The organism is Salinirussus salinus (assembly GCF_009831455.1).
Taxonomy (GTDB): Archaea; Halobacteriota; Halobacteria; order Halobacteriales; family Haloarculaceae; genus Salinirussus; species Salinirussus salinus.
In genome coordinates, this window is record NZ_WOWO01000002.1 from 80,242 (window position 1) to 95,914 (window position 15,673).

Consider the following 15,673-nt stretch of genomic DNA (forward strand, 5'->3'; position numbering starts at 1 on the left):
GATCCAACATTCGCTACAAATGAAACACGAGGGGACACACGCACGACGCCGCATCGCACGAGGTGAGCAGGGATGAGCGCGCCCGGCGCCGACGAGCTGACGCTACCGATCAAGCGCACGGAGGGGAACACACTCGAGGAGCGGCTGACGGACAACGCCTACCACAACATCCTGCCGGCGCGGTATCTCCGCAAGGACGCCAACGGCGACCTGGTCGAGGACCAGGAGGACCTCTTCGAGCGGGTCGCGAAGAACATCGCGCTGGCGGAGGCCGTCTTCGAGGCCGACAACCGCGGCGTGGAGGTAACGGTCACACCCGGTCAGCTCAAGCCCGACCACCCGCGGCGGGACGAGCTCGCCGAGGAAGTCTTCGGGAAGGGAGTTTCGGCAGACGACGACGTCGAGACGGCCCTGACGGAGTACAACGTCAACAAGTTCGCCTACGAGACGGTCGTTCCGGAGCTTCCCGCCGAGGTCCGCGAGCACGTCGAGTCCGTGGCCGCGGAGTTCCAGGGGGCGATGGAGGACCTCTCCTTCATGCCGAACTCGCCGACGCTGATGAACGCGGGCGACGAGCTCCAGCAGCTCTCGGCGTGTTTCGTGGACTCCCCCGAGGACGACATCGACGACATCCACCAGACCGCAAAGGAGGCCGCCCAGGTCTTCCAGAGCGGCGGCGGGATGGGGTATGCCTTCTGGCGGCTCCGGCCCTACGGCGACCCCGTCGGTTCGACTGGAGGTATCGCCTCCGGCCCCATCACGTTCATGCGGACCTACGACCAGATGTGCGAGACCATCGCCCAGGGCGGCGCCCGGCGGGGCGCCCAGATGGGCGTGATGCGGGTCTCTCACCCGGACGTCATCCAGTTCATCCACGCCAAGAACAAGGACGTCTCGCTGGCCCACACGCTGCGGCTGAACGACCCCGACGACTTCACGCACAACTCCTTCGCCGAGGCGCTGGAGGAAGCCCGCGAGCTGATCGATGACGAGGGCCGCGTGCCCGAGCACCTCCGGAACGCCGTCGAGGGACACCTCTCGAATTTCAACATCTCCGTCGGCATCACCGACGACTTCATGGACGCCGTCAAGGCGGGCGAGGAGTTCACCTTCACCAATCCCCGGACCGGCGACCCCCACGTCGCCACCCCCCAGACCAAGGAACTGTACGAGATGTTCGACCTCGGCGAGCACGTCGAGGTCGGCGAGGAACTGTCCGTTCCCGCGGAACTCGTCTGGGAGCGCATCGTCGAGGGCGCCCACGAGAACGGCGAGCCCGGCGTCGTCTACCTCGAGCGGATCAACAAACAGCACTCCTTCGACGTCGAGGAGCATCCCGACCACCGCATCCTCGCGACAAATCCCTGTGGCGAGCAGCCGCTGGAGGAGTACGAGGCCTGCAACCTCGGGCACATCAACCTCTCCACGCTCGCCGCGGAGGACGCCCCCGACTGGCGAGTCTGGTCGGACCGGCACGCCGACGCCTACGACACGGAGGCCGAAGCGGTCGGCGCCTTCCTCGAGGAGGCCGTCGACTGGGAGGAGTTCGACAGGCGGGTCGAACTCGGGACGCGCTTCCTCGAGAACGTGGTAACGATGTCCGACTTCCCGGTCCCGGAGATCGAGCAGAAGGTCCGGGAGATGCGGAAGATCGGGCTGGGGATCATGGGCCTGGCCCAGCTGTACATCCAGCTCGGCATGAAGTACGGCAGCGACGCCTCCAACGAGGTCGCCCGCCAGCTGATGGTCCACATCAACCACGGCTCCAAGCGGGCCAGTCACGACCTCGCGGAGGAGCGGGGCTCCTTCGAGGAGTGGGACAGCTCGAAGTTCGCCGACCCCACCGCGTATCCGGAGTGGTTCGAGCACCACACCGGCGAGGACGCCGACGAGTGGGCCGACGGCTACCCCATCAGGAACCACAACACGACGACCATCGCACCGACCGGTACCACCTCGATGGTCGGCAACACGACGGGCGGCTGCGAGCCCATCTACAACGTCGCCTACTACAAGAACGTCTCCGACGACGTCCAGGGCGACGAGATGCTCGTGGAGTTCGACGACTACTTCCTGCGGGTGCTCGAGGAGAACGGGATCGACGTCGACGCCGTCAAACAGGAGGCCCAGGAACAGATGGCCGACAACGCCTTCGACGGCGTGTCCGGCCTGGAGACGGTGCCGGACGCCGTCGGCGAGCTGTTCGTGACGACGGGCGACCTCTCCGCCAAGGACCACGCCGGCGTCCAGGTCGCCTGCCAGGCGGGCGTCGATTCGGCCATCTCGAAGACGGTGAACGCGCCCAACGACTCCACCGTCGAGGACGCCAAAGAGGTCTTCCAGTACATCTACGACCACGGCGGCAAGGGAGTCACCTACTACCGCGACGGGACCCGCTCGAAGCAGGTGCTCACGACCCGCGCGAAGAACACCGAGTTCGCCGACGAGAGCGAGGCAGCGGAGGCGCTGGTCGAGCAGATCGAGGAGGTCTTCGGCGGGATCGAGGCCTTCGTCGGGAGCGAGGAGGTCCAGGCGGTCATCGACGACCAGGTTGAGGAGCTGTTGAGCGCGGCCGACCGCGCCGAGGAGTTCGCCCAGAAGCAGGACCGGCCGGACGTCCTCCACGGCGTGACCCAGCGCATCGACACCGGCTACGGGAAGCTCTACGTCAACATCAACGAGGACCCCGAGGCCGACCGTCCCTTCGAGCTGTTCGCGAACATCGGCAACTCCGGGGGCTTCACGGCCTCCTTCACCGAGGCGCTCGCGAAGACCATCTCGACGGCGCTCCGGGCGGGTGTCGACCCCTGGGAGATCGCCGAGGAGCTCCAGGGCATCCGCTCGCCGAAGGTCGCCTGGGACAAGGGCGAACAGATCCAGTCGATCCCCGACGCCATCGGGACGGCGATGCGCCGCTATCTGGAGGGCGACGTCGAGCGAGCCTACCCCCAGCAGCAGACGCTGGAGGAGACGGCCGGGGAGACCGGAGCCGACGCGCCCGGTGACGCCGACACGGCCCAGCCCGGCCCGATGACCGGCCCCGAGCCCGACGGGGGCGTGGCCAGCGAGGCCGGCACGGCGCCGGCCACCGAGGCGGCGGCCGAGGACATGGGCGACGACCAGGCGCTGATCGACGCCGGCGAGAGTCCGGAGTGTCCGGAGTGTGGCTCGATGTCGCTGTACTACGCGGAGGGCTGCAAGACCTGCGAGTCCTGTGGCTGGTCGGAGTGCTGAGCCCGGCCCGTCGGTCGCCGACGGGCTCGCCTGGCTCGCCGGCAAGCGTGTGACACTCGGGGCCGTCGCGCTCGTCGTCGCGGTTTTCGCGGTTCAGACCTTCGTTAGCGTCGCCTACGGCCTCGGTGGCTGGGCGTACATCTTCGTCGCCGGGCCCGACCCCTCACCGGGGTGGGTGCTCGCACCGTTCTCCCACCGTGGTCTGCCACACCTGCTGTCGACGCTCGCTGTCCTCGTCGTCTACGGCGCCCTCGCGGAGACGGCGCTGTCCGAGACGCGGTATTTCCTGTTCTGTCTCGGGGCAGCCTACGCCTCGACGGCGGCCCAGGTGGCGAGCTACGCGGCCGGCGCGCCCGGCCTGGGGACGCTCGGAGCCAGCGGGGTCGCGCTCGGCGCGGTCGCCTACGTCACGATGCGCACGCTCCTCGGCGGCGGGCTCCTCGAGCCGGCGACGGAGGTGGACTGGGTGTTCGCGCTCTCGGGGGCCTTCATCGTCGGCTACCACCTCGCCAACGACTTCCTGCCGGGCTTTACGCCGCTGTCCGGGACGGCGCCCTACGGCCACGCGGCGGGCATCATGGTCGGGCTGGCGGTGGCGCTGTGGGAACTCGGCCGGACAGAAGGCACAAGCCCGAGGGCGCCGTGACCCCTCCCATGGACGACGCAAGCACGGGGACGGCGGACCGCGAGCGGGAGGGGCAGGGCGGCCCGGACGCGTCGGACGGCCAGGGCGGACGCCCGTGTCCGGCCTGCGGGCGCGCGATGTACCGCCGGCACTGCAAGTACGTCTGCCCCAGCCACGGCGTCGTCTTCGACTGTTCGGACACGTTCTACTGACTGCCGGCGGACGGGCTACTGACCGCCCGAAGAGCGCCCGCTCGGCCCGGCGAGGTGGCTGTACACCGGCCCCGCGAGGACGAGCAGCGACAGGCCGGCGGCGGCGGCCACGAGCTCTATGGAGGGCGCGAGCGACGACAGCGAGAGGCGGCGCATCGAGTCACCGGTCAGGACGGCGACGGTCGCCCAGGGCACCTCGCCGACGACTGTCCCGACCAGAAAGCTCCCCGTCGAGATCCCCGACAGGCCGGCGCCGTAGGAGACCGCATCGCCGGGCAGCGGGAGCAGCCGGGCCGCGAGCACGCCGCGGACCTCCCCGACGGCCCCGACCAGCCGGTCGCCGGCCGCCCCGAAGGGCGCGAGCAGCCCCGCCTCCGCGTCCGCGCGGCGGGCGATGAGAAAGGGCGGGAGGTTCGAGAGCCCCGTGCCCGCGAGTGCCACCGGAATCCCGACTGCGGGGCCGTAGAGGTAGCCGACCAGGACCGCAAGCGCCGTCACCGGCCACAGCAGGAACGGCCGGGCCAGGTAGACCGCGCCGAGCACGGCGACGAAGGCGACGGGGTCGGCGGTCAGGCCGGCCAGCCGGTCGACCAGCGCCCGCGGCGAGAGCGTCAGGGCAGCCAGCAGGGCGACCGCTGCGAGCCCCGCGACCCCCAGCGCCTGTCGCCGTGCTGCCCGGTTCATACACTTCCGGCCGGCCGGCCCGGACAAACGCTTTGTGGTGGGCGGGCCAACCCCCGCCGTGGAGCGTTCCGACCACGAGACCGTCGAGCTCGGGGTGGAGCTGCTGGCCCATCTTGAACACGCCGAACTCGACCTGGCGGAGGCGGTCGACCGGGTCGAGACCGTCACGACCGACCCCCACCTCACCCGCGAGATCCTCGACACCGCCGAGCTCCGCGGGGTCATCGACCGCGAGGAGGGGATCGTCCGGCCACGGAGCGGCGAGTACGTCAGCTTCGAGGCCGACGTCGTGGCTCGCGAGGGCGAGTTCACCTGCCGGCGCTGTGGCGCGAGCATCTCGACCGGCCACTTCGTCCAGTTCGAGGCCGGGGAACACGGCCCCTTCGGCTCCTCGTGTATCAGGAAGGTGACCGGCCGGGAGTGACGCGACCGGGCGGGAGTAACAGAACGGGGGCCGTCAGCGTCCCTGCCGGAGTTCCTCGATCAGTTGCTCGACGGTCTCGCCCTGCTTCTGGACGGCCTGGCGCTGGCGGTCGACCGTCTCCTGGTACCCTTCGAGGATCTCGTTTTGCCGCTTGACCGCCTGCGTCAGGCGGTCGACCTGTGCTTTCAGTTCCTCGAACTCCTCCCGGTCGACGGTCCCCTCGGTCGCGGTTCCGGCTCCCGGCTCCGCGTTCGCGCCCGTCGCCGACTCCGCACGGCTGTCGGGCGTCGGTGTCACCGTCGCGTCCGTGGGGTCGTCGTCGGACCCGGACGGGCGGTCGCTCTCGGCGGGCGTCCGGCCCGGCTCGGCCGCCGTCGTCCGCTCCTCGTCGCCGGACTGGGTCGTTCCGGCGCCCGGTCCACCGGCCGTGTTACGCCCGGCACCGGAGCGGCCGCCGGCGTCCGCGGCCGGTTCCGAACCGCCACCCGCGTCGGCGTCCCGCCCGGCCCCGGCGTCGAGCCCCGCGTCCGACCCCTCCCCGACCAGCGGCGAGATGCCGTCGCTGAAGCCGATGTCGTCCCCGCCGGACCGGTCAGCCTCGTCGTCCTCGTCCTCGCCGACGGCCGCGTTCAACGCCTCCAGGGAGTCGACGTCGTGGTACGCGAACAGCGCCTCCTGGAGGGTCTCCCGGACCATCCGCGCCTCGTCGTTGGGCGCTTTGATGCGCTCGGGTCGCCCGCCGACCGCGAGGACGACCTGGGTCGCGACGCTCCCCTCCTCGAAGGAGAGTCCCGTCACATCCGCGAACGGGTACACCTCGAAGTCCTCGTCCCAGACGGGCGTCCCGACGTGTTTGACCAGCCGGGCCTCGGTGACCACCAGCGAGAGTTCGCTGAACCGGAAGACGCCGGCGATCGACTCGGTCGGTTCGATGACGCCGGCCGTGGTGAGGACCCCGTCGAGGAGGCGCTCGAGGACCGCCTCGCGCCGCTTCCCGGGGACGGTAAAGGAGTCGGTCCCGTCGACGTAGCCCAGGACGAACTTCGTCTTCCGGCGCCCCTCCGAGACCTCCAGCGTCTCGACGTCGTGGGAGAAGACCTCGACGCCCTCGTCGCTCAACAGCCCCTCGCCGCGGTACAGCAACGTCCGGGACTGGGTGAAACAGACCACGTCCTCGTCGCCGAGGCTCACGGCCGTCTCGATGTCCTCGTCACCGAGGCGGTTCCTGACGAGGCTCGGTATCTCCATGGGGGAGTGTACCTGTCGTCGGATATAAAACCGGGGGTGGGAGTGTCCGCGATCCCATCCCCGCGGCGTGCAGCAGCCGGCGGTCGCGGGGAAGCCGTTTTTATACGCCCAGCGGGCATACGCCCGGGTATGACCCCCCGATCCGGCGTCCGGGCGCCCACCGACGAGCTCCTGCTGGGGATCCTCCTGGCGGTCGGTGGCGTCGCGGTCGGCAGTGGCCTGAACACCGAGCTCGGAACCGCCCTCGCCCTCCTCGGCCTGCTCGTCGGCGTCGGCGCCTATCTCGTGACCGCCCTCTCCGCCGTCGGGGACCCGCCAGCCGACCGGGAGGCCTCGGCCGCCGACCGCGACGCCCCCGGCGACCAGTGATCAGTCCAGTGCCCGCTCGATTGTCCCGCGCCACTCCGTCACGGTCGCGGCGTCGACCGACAGCTCCGTCCCGCCGACCGAGAGCGACAGCGTCCCGGAGCCGTCGGCGGTCCCGAGGTCTGCGACCGGCGCGACGCCGTCGAAGGCCTCGCGGACGCCCCCAGGGTCGGTCGTCTCCACCACGACCCGCCCCGGCTGCTCGTGGAAGAGGTGACCGGCCGAGGGGAGCGAGGCGTCGGCACCGGCACCCTCGTGGACCATCTCCGCCAGCGTCACCGCCAGCCCGCCGTGACTGGCGTCGTGGGTGGCCAGCGTCGTCTCGCGGTTCGCCACCTCGGCTACCGTCTCGACCAGCTCAGCGGGCCGCTCGGGGAGGACGGGGTACCGGTCGCTCCCGCCGAACTGGGCGAGGTACTCCGAGCCGCCCAGCCGCGGGTCCGCGCTCGTCGCCGCGTCCCCCGCGTCGCCGGCCCCGCCAGTGAGCGTCCGGTCCCCGACCACGAGCAGGTCGCCCCGACCCTCCAAGTCCAGCGGCGGCGCGGCGTAGCCCTCCTTCGTCCCGACCATCGCGAGCGTCGGCGTCGGCGGGACCGGGCCGGCCGGCGAGTCGTTGTAGAGGGAGACGTTGCCCCCGACGACCGGCACGGAGAGGTCGGCGCACATCTCCGCGAGCCCGTCGACGATCCCCGTGAAGCCGCCGTAGACCTCGGGTTTCTCGGGGTTGCCGCCGTTGAGACAGTCGACCGCCGCCAGCGGCGTCGCCCCCTTCGCCGCGATGTTGGTCGCGTTCTCCAGAGCGACGCCGCGGGCTCCGTCGTAGGGCGCCGCGGCGGTCCAGTTGGGGTCGGCACCCGCCGAGAAGGCAAGCCCGACACCGCCACCGGCGTCGCCTCCGCTGGTCGCGCCGGCACCTCCATCCCCTCCCGCGGCCTCTCGGATTGCGAGGATGGCTGCGTCGTCGCCGGGCCGGCGCGCGGTGCGGACGCCGACCTCGTGGTCGTACTGGCGGTAGACCCACCGCTTGGAGGCGGTGTTCGGGCTCGCGACCACGGCCTCCAGGGCCCCCGCGAGGTCGACCGCGGGCAGGTCCCGGTCGGGCGTCGGCGGCTCCTCGCTCGGCAGGTCGTTCATCGGCGCGCCCTCGCCGAGGAAGTGGGCGTCGACCTCGACGACCGTCTCCCGCTCGCCGTCCTCCCCCGCGAAGGTACAGACGTAGTCGCCGCTGGTGACCTCACCCACCACCGACGCGCCCAGGTCGTACCGCTCGGCGATTGCCCGGACGCGGTCGACGTTCTCAGGGCGGACCTCGTAGAGCATCCGCTCCTGGGATTCGGAAAGCAGGACCTCGAGGGCGTTCATGTTCGGCTCGCGCTGGTGGACGGCGTCGAGGTCGACCCGCGCGCCGAGCCCGCCCTTGGCGACGAGTTCGCTGGAGGCTCCGCCCAGCCCCGCGGCACCGAGGTCCCGGGCAGACTCGACCAGCTCCTCGTCGAGCAACTGCTCGTTGGCCTCGATGAGCAGCTTCTCGGTGTAGGGGTCGCCGACCTGGACCGCGGGTCGGTCCTCGGTCTCGGCGTCTTCCGAGAGGTCCTCGCTGGCGAAGGAGGCCCCGCCCAGCCCGTCCCGGCCGGTCGCGTTCCCGACGAGCACGAGTTTGTTGCCGGGCTGCTGGGCCTCGGCAGTGACCATGCGTTCGGGGTCGTCGATCAGCCCGATGCAGGCGACGTTCACCAGCGGGTTACCCTCGTAGCCGTCGTGGAAGGCGACGCTCCCGGCGACTGTGGGGACGCCGATGCAGTTGCCGTAGTGGCTGATCCCCTCGACGACCCCCTCGAAGAGATAGCGGGCGTGTTCGTCCTCGAAGTCGCCGAAGTACAGCGAGTCGGCAAGCGCGATGGGGTAGGCCCCCATCGAGAGGGTGTCCCGGACGATGCCGCCGACGCCGGTCGCCGCGCCGTCGAACGGGTCGACGTAGGAGGGGTGATTGTGGCTCTCGATACCCATCGTGATGTAGGTCTCTCCAGCCTCCTCCCCGTCACCGTTCTCCCCGTCTCCCGCCGGGAGGGCGACGACGGCGGCGTCGTCTCCGGGGCCGACGACGACCCCCTCGCCCTCCGAGTCAAAGGCCGACAGCAGCGGCCGCGAGGAGCGGTACGCGCAGTGCTCGCTCCAGAGGTTCTCGAAGAGTGCCGCCTCGGCCGGCGTGGGCTCGCGCCCGAGTTCCTCGACGACGAGCTCCCGGTCCGAATCGGCCAGAGTCATTACCGCCCCGTTGCCGCAGGCCGGCTAAATCCCTTTCCATGCACCGACGGCTGGCGGAGCCGTTCGACCGGGTGCAGATTCTCCCGGGTACGAATCCGGTACGCATGTCGCCATACTCGTTTATGCTCTCAGCTGTCATCTCTCCAGTCGGTGAACGTACCATGGAGAGAAACGTCGGTGGCTACGACCGCATCGCCCGCTTCATCCTCGGCCCGCTGCTCGTCATCGTCGCGGCGGCCGGCTTCGCCGGCTACGTGACGGTCGCGTCGGGGCTTCTCGGAGCCGCGGTGCTCTGGGCTGCCCTGCTCGTCGGCGCCGTCTTCCTCGTCACGGCGACGACGCAGAAGTGCCCGCTCAACAGGGTGCTGGGACTCGACACCTTCCGGGGCGGCCGCGAGGGACCCGGCGACGAACCGGACTCCGCACCCCGCGGCGACCGACCGGCGTAGAACGACCGCTCCTTTTTCCGGCGCTCCGGCCCGACAGCTCAGTCCACGACGTACGACTGCAGCTCCCCGCGAGCCCCTACATCGACGAACCGGTAGCGGTCCCCGCCCGCCAGGTCGCCCGCGAAGGCGGGCCCCTCGGCGCCCACGTCGTGGACCTCGTTGTACCCACGCAGGCCGTGCTCGCGGAGCCGCTCTTCGACCGCTGCGGGCAGGTCTTCCCCGGCGCCGGCTTCGACCACGAACAGCCGGTCGGTGAAGCTCTTGGCCGTCCAGGCGTCAGCCACGTCCTCGCGCGCCGCCAGGTCCGCCGCCAGCGCGCGAAGCTGTTCGCCCCGGTCCGTCGCGTCGCCCCGGTCCGCCGCGTCTCCCCCGTCCATCGGCTCCTCCTCCGAGCGCGGCCCGGTTGTCACCTCCCCCGAACATCTCCGGGACAGCCGACTCCGGGCCGGGGCGCACAGTTCGTGTATGGTCGCGACCAGCCTCGACGCCGAGCGCAGCTACGGCGACCAGTTCACCGCGCGGACTGTCCACGAGACCAAGCGTCAGAAAGTCGTCTGTGGGTACTTCGAGCCCGGACAGTTCATTCCCGTCCACGCTCCCGACAGCGACGTGGCTATCACCGTCCTCGAGGGTGGGGGAGTCGTCCGCGACGGCGACCGCGAGCACGAGGTCGAGCCGGGGGACGTGGTCGCCGTTCCCGCCGGCGAGAACAGAGGGGTCAGAGCCACCGGGGGACGGCTCGAGGCGACGCTCGTGACCGCGCCGCCGCCGACCGACGCCGAACACGAGCCGGTCCGGCGTGGGCTCCGCCGCGGCGAGTTCGACCCCGAGTGACGCTCGCCTGTTCCCCGCTCCGGAGGCGAACGTATTCGGGACAACGACCTCACCGTGGCTTCGCGTACCGACGGTGTATGCCAGCCGAGACACTCGACCTGCGCGACGTGCCCCCGCCGCGCCGCCACGGCAAGATCCACGACGCCTTCGCGGCCCTGGCTCCGGGCGAGACGCTGCGCATCGTCAACGACCACGAGCCCCGCCCGCTGTACTACGAGATGAAAGCCGAGGTGGAGGCGTTCGACGCCGAGGGCTATGAGGTCGAGAAACGCGGCGACGAGGAGTTCGTCGCCGACCTGCCCAAGGAGTAACGACTCGCGACCGCGCCCGTCCCTCCGTTTGATTGCGTGTCCTCGGTCACGGACACCATACCGCGGTCAGCACCCCGTCATCTCCCTCTCCGGTCGCGTACTCGTACCCCCGGTCCTCGAGCTTCGGATAGAGGTGCTGTGGCGCGCGGTCGTTGACCTGCAACAGAAGTGTCTCCCCGTCCAGCTCCACCAGCGTCTCCAGTGTCTCCTTCAGCGGTGCTGGCGGCCCCATCTCGCGGACGTCCAGCCGCTCGACCGGGCGGTCCGCGGGCGCGTCGAGCTGTTCCACCAGCCGTCCCGGGTCCTGTGTCGCCATATCCGGGGGTTCCGGCGAGACGGCCCCAACGGTTGCGCCGAACGTGTTCGCCGTACCCAGCGGTTGTCGGCTTGTCCCGTGTAGAATGCTCGGTCGGGGATTTGAACCCCGGTCTTCGGCTCGAAAGGCCAAAATGATTGGCCGGACTACACCAACCGAGCGCGTTCGACGGTCGGAGGCTGCTGGACATAAAGCCTGCCTTTCCGACCGACGGTACTCTATTCCGGCCCGCGTCGGGTCGTCGCTACTTCCCCTCGAACTCGGGCTCTTCGTCACTGCCCATCTTCGAGACCCCTTCGAGGAAGTCCTCGCTGGTGACGACGTGGCCGAAGGCCTGGGCCTCGACCTCGAGGCCAGCGTCGGTGTCATCCCGGCCCGCGAGGAACGCGCGCTTGATGTACTCCTGGGCCAGCGGCGGCCCCGCGGCCAGGTCCTCGGCCAGGTCGAGTGCCGTCTCCATCAGGTCGTCGGCGGGGACGACCTCGTTGACGAAGCCGTAGTCGGCCATCGTCTCCGGGTCGTAGTGGTCGCCGGTCAGGACGATCTCGCGGGCCCGACCCTCGCCGATGATGGGGCTCAGCCGCTGGGTACCGCCCCAGCCGGGGAGGATGCCCAGGTCGCGCTCGGGCTGGCCGAAGGTCGAGCGCTCGCTTGCCACCCGCACGTCCGCACACGCCGCCAGTTCCATCCCGCCGCCGAGCGCGAAGCCGTCGACCGCCGCCACGACGGGGACGGCGAGTTCCTCCAGCCGACCCCACGCCTCCTGTCCCTTCCGGGAGAGTTCGACGGCGCGGGCGCTGTCTGCGTCGCCGGCCATCCCGGCGGCGTCGGCCCCCGCCGAGAAGGCCCGGTCGCCCTCGCCGGCCACGACCAGCGCGCGCACCTCGTCGTCGGCCTCGACACGGTCGAGTGCGGCCTCGAATTCCTCCAGGACTTCGGGCGTGACCGTGTTGAGCTGGTGTGGCCGGTCGAGGACGACCCGAGCGACACGGTCGCTGGGATACTCGAGGCGGACGGTTTCGAACGCCGCGTCGTCCGCATCGTTCCCGTCCTCTCCGCCGTAGAAGCCACCCTCCGCGGCGGCCGCCTGGAGTCCCGCGGAGACCTCGTAGCGGGCGCCGCCGGTCTCGTCGTGGGCCGCTTCGAGGGCCTCGACGAGCGAGCCGAGGCCCGCGTCGTCGGCCATCCGGGCCGGGCCGTCCGGGAAGCCGCCGCCGAGCTTGACCGCGCGGTCGACCTCCTCGACCGGTGCGATCTCCTTCTGGAGGAGCTTGCCGACCTCGTTGGCCATGACCGCGAGCAGGCGCGCCTCGACGTCGTCGCGACCCTCGTCGGGCGGCACGTCGACGCCGCCGTCCTCGTAGTCGTAGAAGCCCTCGCCGGTCTTGCGTCCGAGCCGCTCTTCTTCGACTACCTCCACGAGCATCGGCGCGGGCTCGTAGGCCTCCCCCAGCACCTCCTCCATGTACCGGAGCACGTGCAGGATGACGTCGTTGCCGACCTGGTCGCCGAGTTCGAACGCGCCCATCGGGATGTTGAGGCCGTACTTCGCGGTCGAGTCGACCTCGGCGATGGTGGCCTCACCCTCGCCGACGAGCCAGCAGGCCTCGTTCATCAGCGGAACGAGCACGCGGTTGACGACGAAGCCGGGCTCGTCCTTCCGGACGCGCACGGGGGTCTTCCCGAGATCCTCGGCCAGCCCCTCCACGGCTTCCAGCGTCTCGTCGCTGGTGTGACCGCCGCGGATGACCTCGACCAGTTCCATCCGCACCGGCGGGTTGAAGAAGTGCATCCCGCAGAACTGCTCGGCCCGGTCGGTCGTCTCCGAGAGCTCCGTGACCGACAGCGAGGACGTGTTCGAGGCGAAGATCGTCCGCTCGGGCGCGAGGTCGTCGAGTTCCCCGTACACCTGCTTTTTGATGTCCATGTCTTCGACGATCGCCTCGATGACGACATCGGCGTCCTCGACGGCGGTCTCGAGGTCGACGACCGGGTGGACCCGATCGAGTGCGGCCTCGTGGTCGTCCTCGCCGATGGCGCCGTTCTCGGCCAGCTTCTCGAGACTCCACGCGATCTGGTCGTAGCCCTCCTCGACGAGCTCCTCCTCGATGTCACGGAGGTAGACCTCGTACCCGGCCAGCGCTGCGACTTCCGCGATCCCGTGGCCCATGGTGCCCGCGCCGAGCACCGCGAGCGTCTCGATCTCTTCGGTCTCCATGTCTCCGACCGCGGGCGCGGCGGGCTTCAGCGTTGCCATCGCCGGGCAGCGAAGACGCGACGCCCCGTCGCCGGCGACTTAAAACGCCCCACAGTTTTCCCGCGGAAGTCAGGGCCGTCCGCCCGATACGTCCGCTTGCCGGGAGAGATACACCCGGCACTCACCCACCGGTCGCCAGGCACGTCGGGTCGCCTCGCCACCGACCCACGTCTCTACTCTCTCGCGGTCTCGGAACGACTCACACATCGTACCGCAACCGTGCGGTCGGCGTGCGATGACCTTCGAGACCTACTCCACCATGCGGCTTCCGCCCGGCGGCAGGAACTCCTGGATCCTGTCCGGGCTCGCCACCTTCCTGACGAAGGCGTCGTCGGCAAACCGGTCGCGGAACTCCCGGTAGAGCCGTTTCGCGATGTCGTTCTGTGCGTACCGGCCGGGCTCGACCGCGACCGCGGTCTCCGCACGCTCGCGGACGGGCTCGGGCGGCCCGCCGATGACGCGGGTCTCCGGCTCGCAGGTGATCCCCACCGCCACCCCCACCGGAACGTCCCGGAAGTAGGTACGCTCGCCCCGGATCGCGAACCCGCCCTTCTCGAGGTACTCGCCGCTCTCGGGTGTCTTGCTCACCTGGTCGGGGCCGACCATGTAGGCGTCGCCCGCGAAGCGGCCGTCCTTCCAGACCGAGGAGTAGGAGACGGCAAACCGGGCGGCCTGCTCCTTCGATCGGTCGGGCACCTCGATATCGGGGTCGGCGGGCTCGCTGGGGCCGGTCGTCTTCAGCACCGTCGCCGGCCCGCCGTGGGCCTGAGCGTGAAAGAAAAGATCCCCGGCGTCGAGGTACTTTTTGACCAGCGCCTCGTTGTCGTCGGCGTCCCGGCCGCCGATCACGAGAAAGCCGTCGCTCGTGTGGAACCACCGGAACTGCTCGTACCACTGCTCGGAGCTCCTGACCGGGATCGAGGCCCGGGAGAGCCAGTCGACCTCCTCTTCTTCGTCCCCGCCATCCCCGTCGTCGCCAGCCTCCCCCGCCTCGCCCGCTTCCCACTGCTCGCGCCGCTCCCGGAGCCGCTCCAGTTCCGCCCGCGTCTCCGCGACGGCCTCCTCGGCGCCCTCCTTTTTCCCCTCGACCTCCTTGGCCTCCCGGTAGAGCCGGTCGGCGTTCTTCTCGACGCCGTCCTTGACCCGCAGCGTCGCCTCGTGGTCGCCGACGGCGACGGTGACGGTCCCCTCGCTGCCGTCGACCTGCCTGACGGCCTCGGCTGCGGGGATCCCCTGCTCTCTCCCCTCCTCGAAGCGCGCCTCGATCTCCTCCCAGGGGACCTCCTCGGCGCGGGCCTCCCGGACCGTGGTGAGCAACTCGTCGACGAGGTCGTAGTTGGCGTACAGCGCCTCCGCGCGCTCGCGGTGGGCCCGGGCTTCTTCTTCGAAATTCTCGATGGCTCCCTCCTGCTGGTCGATGATCCGCTGCTGTTTCTCGATCTCGGCCTCGAAGTCCGGGCGGTCCCGGCCGCCGCTCTCGGCCTCCTCGCCTCCCGGCTCGTCCTCGGTCGCCAGCGCGTGGAAGTACTCGTCGAGCGCCTCTGTGAAGCGGTCGAAGGGCTCGACCGCCCAGTCCTCGGCCTCGTACTCGGCCATCGGCACCGGCGTCACGTCGGCGACCCGGTCGTCATCGCGGTAGAGCCGCGGGTCCAAATCGCCCGCCTGGAGCCGCTCGGCCAGGTCTCCGACCGTGCTGTACAGCGTCCGGTAGACCTCGTCGTCGGCCTCATCGATCGGGAGGGTCTTCTCGACGCCGGCGCGGGTACAGAGCTCCTCGGCCCAGGTGCCACCGAAGTTCAGCTGGGTGGCGATGGTCTGAACGACATCGGTGTCGGACTGTTCGAACCGCGCCCGGAAGCCCTCGAAGTCCACGGAGAGGGGGTTGAAGCGGGCGTCTGGGTACTCGTACTGCGCGCCGGGCGCGACGGTCCGGGACTTGAGCCGGACGGTGTCGAGACAGTCGACCACCTCGCCGGCCCCGTCCAGGACGGCGATGTTGCCGTCCCCGAACAGCTCGGCGACGACCGTCGTGGAGTCGTCCTCGCGCTCGAAGCGCAGCCGGAGGATGCGGTCGAACTCGAACTGCTCGACCGCGGCGAGTTCCGCGCCGGCCAGCCGGTTGCGCAGCATCATCGCGAAGTTGGGCGGGCGCTCGGGCGCCGGCGGAACCCGGTCCGGACTGGCGACCCGGGCGTGTTTGGTCTCGCCGGTGTCGACTAGAAGCTCCACCCGGCCGCGCTCGTAGTGGCGCAGCTTCAGCCGCAACAGGCCGTCCTCGTAGAGGTAGGCCTTGCCGAAGCCGGCCCCCTCGTAGGCCCCCAGCTCGCCGACCAGCGCGGCGATGTCGACGCTCGTCAGCTCCCGCTTGCGGTCCATACGCCCCGTTCCGCCGGCTGCGGCAAAGGGGTGTCGTTGCCCCGTCGACCGGGCGGGGAGCGACCGGAGCCG

The 15,673-nt window shown here is 70.4% G+C and carries 14 protein-coding genes, 1 tRNA gene and 1 pseudogene; 8 read left to right on the forward strand and 8 right to left on the reverse strand.

Going from position 1 to position 15,673, the window contains the following annotated elements:
- Positions 1 to 72: 72 nt before the first annotated feature.
- The 3 genes and pseudogenes from GN153_RS03665 to GN153_RS17855 all read left to right on the forward strand — a co-directional run.
- Positions 73 to 3,234, forward strand: coding sequence for an adenosylcobalamin-dependent ribonucleoside-diphosphate reductase (locus GN153_RS03665; RefSeq protein ID WP_159899943.1), 3,162 nt, complete (start codon positions 73 to 75; stop codon positions 3,232 to 3,234).
- Positions 3,215 to 3,880, forward strand: coding sequence for a rhomboid family intramembrane serine protease (locus tag GN153_RS03670; RefSeq protein WP_159899945.1), 666 nt, complete (start codon positions 3,215 to 3,217; stop codon positions 3,878 to 3,880). Before GN153_RS03665 ends, GN153_RS03670 begins: the two co-directional genes overlap by 20 nt.
- Before the next feature lie 65 nt (positions 3,881 to 3,945).
- Positions 3,946 to 4,071, forward strand: a pseudogene (locus tag GN153_RS17855) (HVO_2523 family zinc finger protein); the annotation flags it as partial.
- A gap of 15 nt (positions 4,072 to 4,086) precedes the next feature.
- Here the strand turns inward: GN153_RS17855 and GN153_RS03680 are convergent.
- A complete protein-coding gene (locus GN153_RS03680) occupies positions 4,087 to 4,755 on the reverse strand; it encodes a TVP38/TMEM64 family protein (RefSeq protein ID WP_159899949.1) in 669 nt (222 codons plus the stop codon).
- Between the two features lie 34 nt (positions 4,756 to 4,789).
- Between GN153_RS03680 and GN153_RS03685 the strand changes: the two genes are divergently transcribed.
- Positions 4,790 to 5,179, forward strand: a complete 390-nt coding sequence (locus tag GN153_RS03685) for a DUF5830 family protein (RefSeq protein ID WP_394350877.1) — start codon at positions 4,790 to 4,792, stop codon at positions 5,177 to 5,179.
- A 33-nt stretch (positions 5,180 to 5,212) separates the two neighbouring features.
- Here GN153_RS03685 and GN153_RS03690 read toward each other — a convergent pair whose 3' ends face one another.
- Positions 5,213 to 6,427, reverse strand: coding sequence for a DUF7115 domain-containing protein (locus GN153_RS03690; RefSeq protein WP_159899953.1), 1,215 nt, complete (start codon positions 6,425 to 6,427; stop codon positions 5,213 to 5,215).
- 129 nt (positions 6,428 to 6,556) lie between these two features.
- Between GN153_RS03690 and GN153_RS03695 the strand changes: the two genes are divergently transcribed.
- The gene (locus GN153_RS03695; protein ID WP_159899955.1) at positions 6,557 to 6,796 is read left to right on the forward strand and encodes a hypothetical protein; all 240 of its coding nucleotides are present in this window, start codon (positions 6,557 to 6,559) and stop codon (positions 6,794 to 6,796) included.
- On the opposite strand, the gene purL is transcribed toward GN153_RS03695, so the two are convergent.
- Positions 6,797 to 9,058 carry a phosphoribosylformylglycinamidine synthase subunit PurL gene (gene purL, locus GN153_RS03700; RefSeq protein WP_159899957.1) on the reverse strand — a complete coding sequence of 754 codons (2,262 nt, stop codon included), beginning with the start codon at positions 9,056 to 9,058 and terminating at the stop codon, positions 6,797 to 6,799.
- 161 nt (positions 9,059 to 9,219) lie between these two features.
- On the opposite strand from purL, the gene GN153_RS03705 reads away from it, so the two are divergent.
- Positions 9,220 to 9,507, forward strand: a complete 288-nt coding sequence (locus tag GN153_RS03705) for a YgaP family membrane protein (RefSeq protein ID WP_159899959.1) — start codon at positions 9,220 to 9,222, stop codon at positions 9,505 to 9,507.
- 38 nt (positions 9,508 to 9,545) lie between these two features.
- On the opposite strand, the gene GN153_RS03710 is transcribed toward GN153_RS03705, so the two are convergent.
- Positions 9,546 to 9,884: a hypothetical protein gene (locus tag GN153_RS03710; RefSeq protein ID WP_159899961.1), complete on the reverse strand. Its 339-nt coding sequence runs from the start codon at positions 9,882 to 9,884 to the stop codon at positions 9,546 to 9,548.
- An 88-nt stretch (positions 9,885 to 9,972) separates the two neighbouring features.
- On the opposite strand from GN153_RS03710, the gene GN153_RS03715 reads away from it, so the two are divergent.
- Positions 9,973 to 10,341 carry a cupin domain-containing protein gene (locus tag GN153_RS03715; RefSeq protein WP_159899963.1) on the forward strand — a complete coding sequence of 123 codons (369 nt, stop codon included), beginning with the start codon at positions 9,973 to 9,975 and terminating at the stop codon, positions 10,339 to 10,341.
- Positions 10,342 to 10,418: 77 nt separating this feature from the next.
- The gene (locus GN153_RS03720; protein ID WP_159899965.1) at positions 10,419 to 10,652 is read left to right on the forward strand and encodes a DUF2249 domain-containing protein; all 234 of its coding nucleotides are present in this window, start codon (positions 10,419 to 10,421) and stop codon (positions 10,650 to 10,652) included.
- Between the two features lie 46 nt (positions 10,653 to 10,698).
- On the opposite strand, the gene GN153_RS03725 is transcribed toward GN153_RS03720, so the two are convergent.
- From GN153_RS03725 to rqcH, 4 genes are all read right to left on the reverse strand, one after another.
- The gene (locus tag GN153_RS03725; protein WP_159899967.1) at positions 10,699 to 10,968 is read right to left on the reverse strand and encodes a DUF2249 domain-containing protein; all 270 of its coding nucleotides are present in this window, start codon (positions 10,966 to 10,968) and stop codon (positions 10,699 to 10,701) included.
- A gap of 86 nt (positions 10,969 to 11,054) precedes the next feature.
- Positions 11,055 to 11,129 (reverse strand) — tRNA-Glu (locus tag GN153_RS03730).
- 83 nt (positions 11,130 to 11,212) lie between these two features.
- The gene (locus tag GN153_RS03735) at positions 11,213 to 13,186 is read right to left on the reverse strand and encodes a 3-hydroxyacyl-CoA dehydrogenase/enoyl-CoA hydratase family protein (RefSeq protein WP_159899969.1); all 1,974 of its coding nucleotides are present in this window, start codon (positions 13,184 to 13,186) and stop codon (positions 11,213 to 11,215) included.
- 288 nt (positions 13,187 to 13,474) lie between these two features.
- The gene (gene rqcH / locus GN153_RS03740; protein WP_159899971.1) at positions 13,475 to 15,601 is read right to left on the reverse strand and encodes a ribosome rescue protein RqcH; all 2,127 of its coding nucleotides are present in this window, start codon (positions 15,599 to 15,601) and stop codon (positions 13,475 to 13,477) included.
- Positions 15,602 to 15,673: the final 72 nt, after the last annotated feature.

Excerpts from the sequence above, each read along its gene's own strand:
- GN153_RS03665 (WP_159899943.1), top strand. The coding sequence starts at position 73 with ATGAGCGCGCCCGGCGCCGACGAGCTGACGCTACCGATCAAGCGCACG.
- GN153_RS03680 (WP_159899949.1), bottom strand. The coding sequence starts at position 4,755 with ATGAACCGGGCAGCACGGCGACAGGCGCTGGGGGTCGCGGGGCTCGCA.
- GN153_RS03690 (WP_159899953.1), bottom strand. The coding sequence starts at position 6,427 with ATGGAGATACCGAGCCTCGTCAGGAACCGCCTCGGTGACGAGGACATC.
- GN153_RS03695 (WP_159899955.1), top strand. The coding sequence starts at position 6,557 with ATGACCCCCCGATCCGGCGTCCGGGCGCCCACCGACGAGCTCCTGCTG.
- purL (WP_159899957.1), bottom strand. The coding sequence starts at position 9,058 with ATGACTCTGGCCGATTCGGACCGGGAGCTCGTCGTCGAGGAACTCGGG.
- GN153_RS03705 (WP_159899959.1), top strand. The coding sequence starts at position 9,220 with ATGGAGAGAAACGTCGGTGGCTACGACCGCATCGCCCGCTTCATCCTC.
- GN153_RS03710 (WP_159899961.1), bottom strand. The coding sequence starts at position 9,884 with ATGGACGGGGGAGACGCGGCGGACCGGGGCGACGCGACGGACCGGGGC.
- GN153_RS03715 (WP_159899963.1), top strand. The coding sequence starts at position 9,973 with ATGGTCGCGACCAGCCTCGACGCCGAGCGCAGCTACGGCGACCAGTTC.
- GN153_RS03720 (WP_159899965.1), top strand. The coding sequence starts at position 10,419 with ATGCCAGCCGAGACACTCGACCTGCGCGACGTGCCCCCGCCGCGCCGC.
- GN153_RS03725 (WP_159899967.1), bottom strand. The coding sequence starts at position 10,968 with ATGGCGACACAGGACCCGGGACGGCTGGTGGAACAGCTCGACGCGCCC.
- GN153_RS03735 (WP_159899969.1), bottom strand. The coding sequence starts at position 13,186 with ATGGAGACCGAAGAGATCGAGACGCTCGCGGTGCTCGGCGCGGGCACC.
- rqcH (WP_159899971.1), bottom strand. The coding sequence starts at position 15,601 with ATGGACCGCAAGCGGGAGCTGACGAGCGTCGACATCGCCGCGCTGGTC.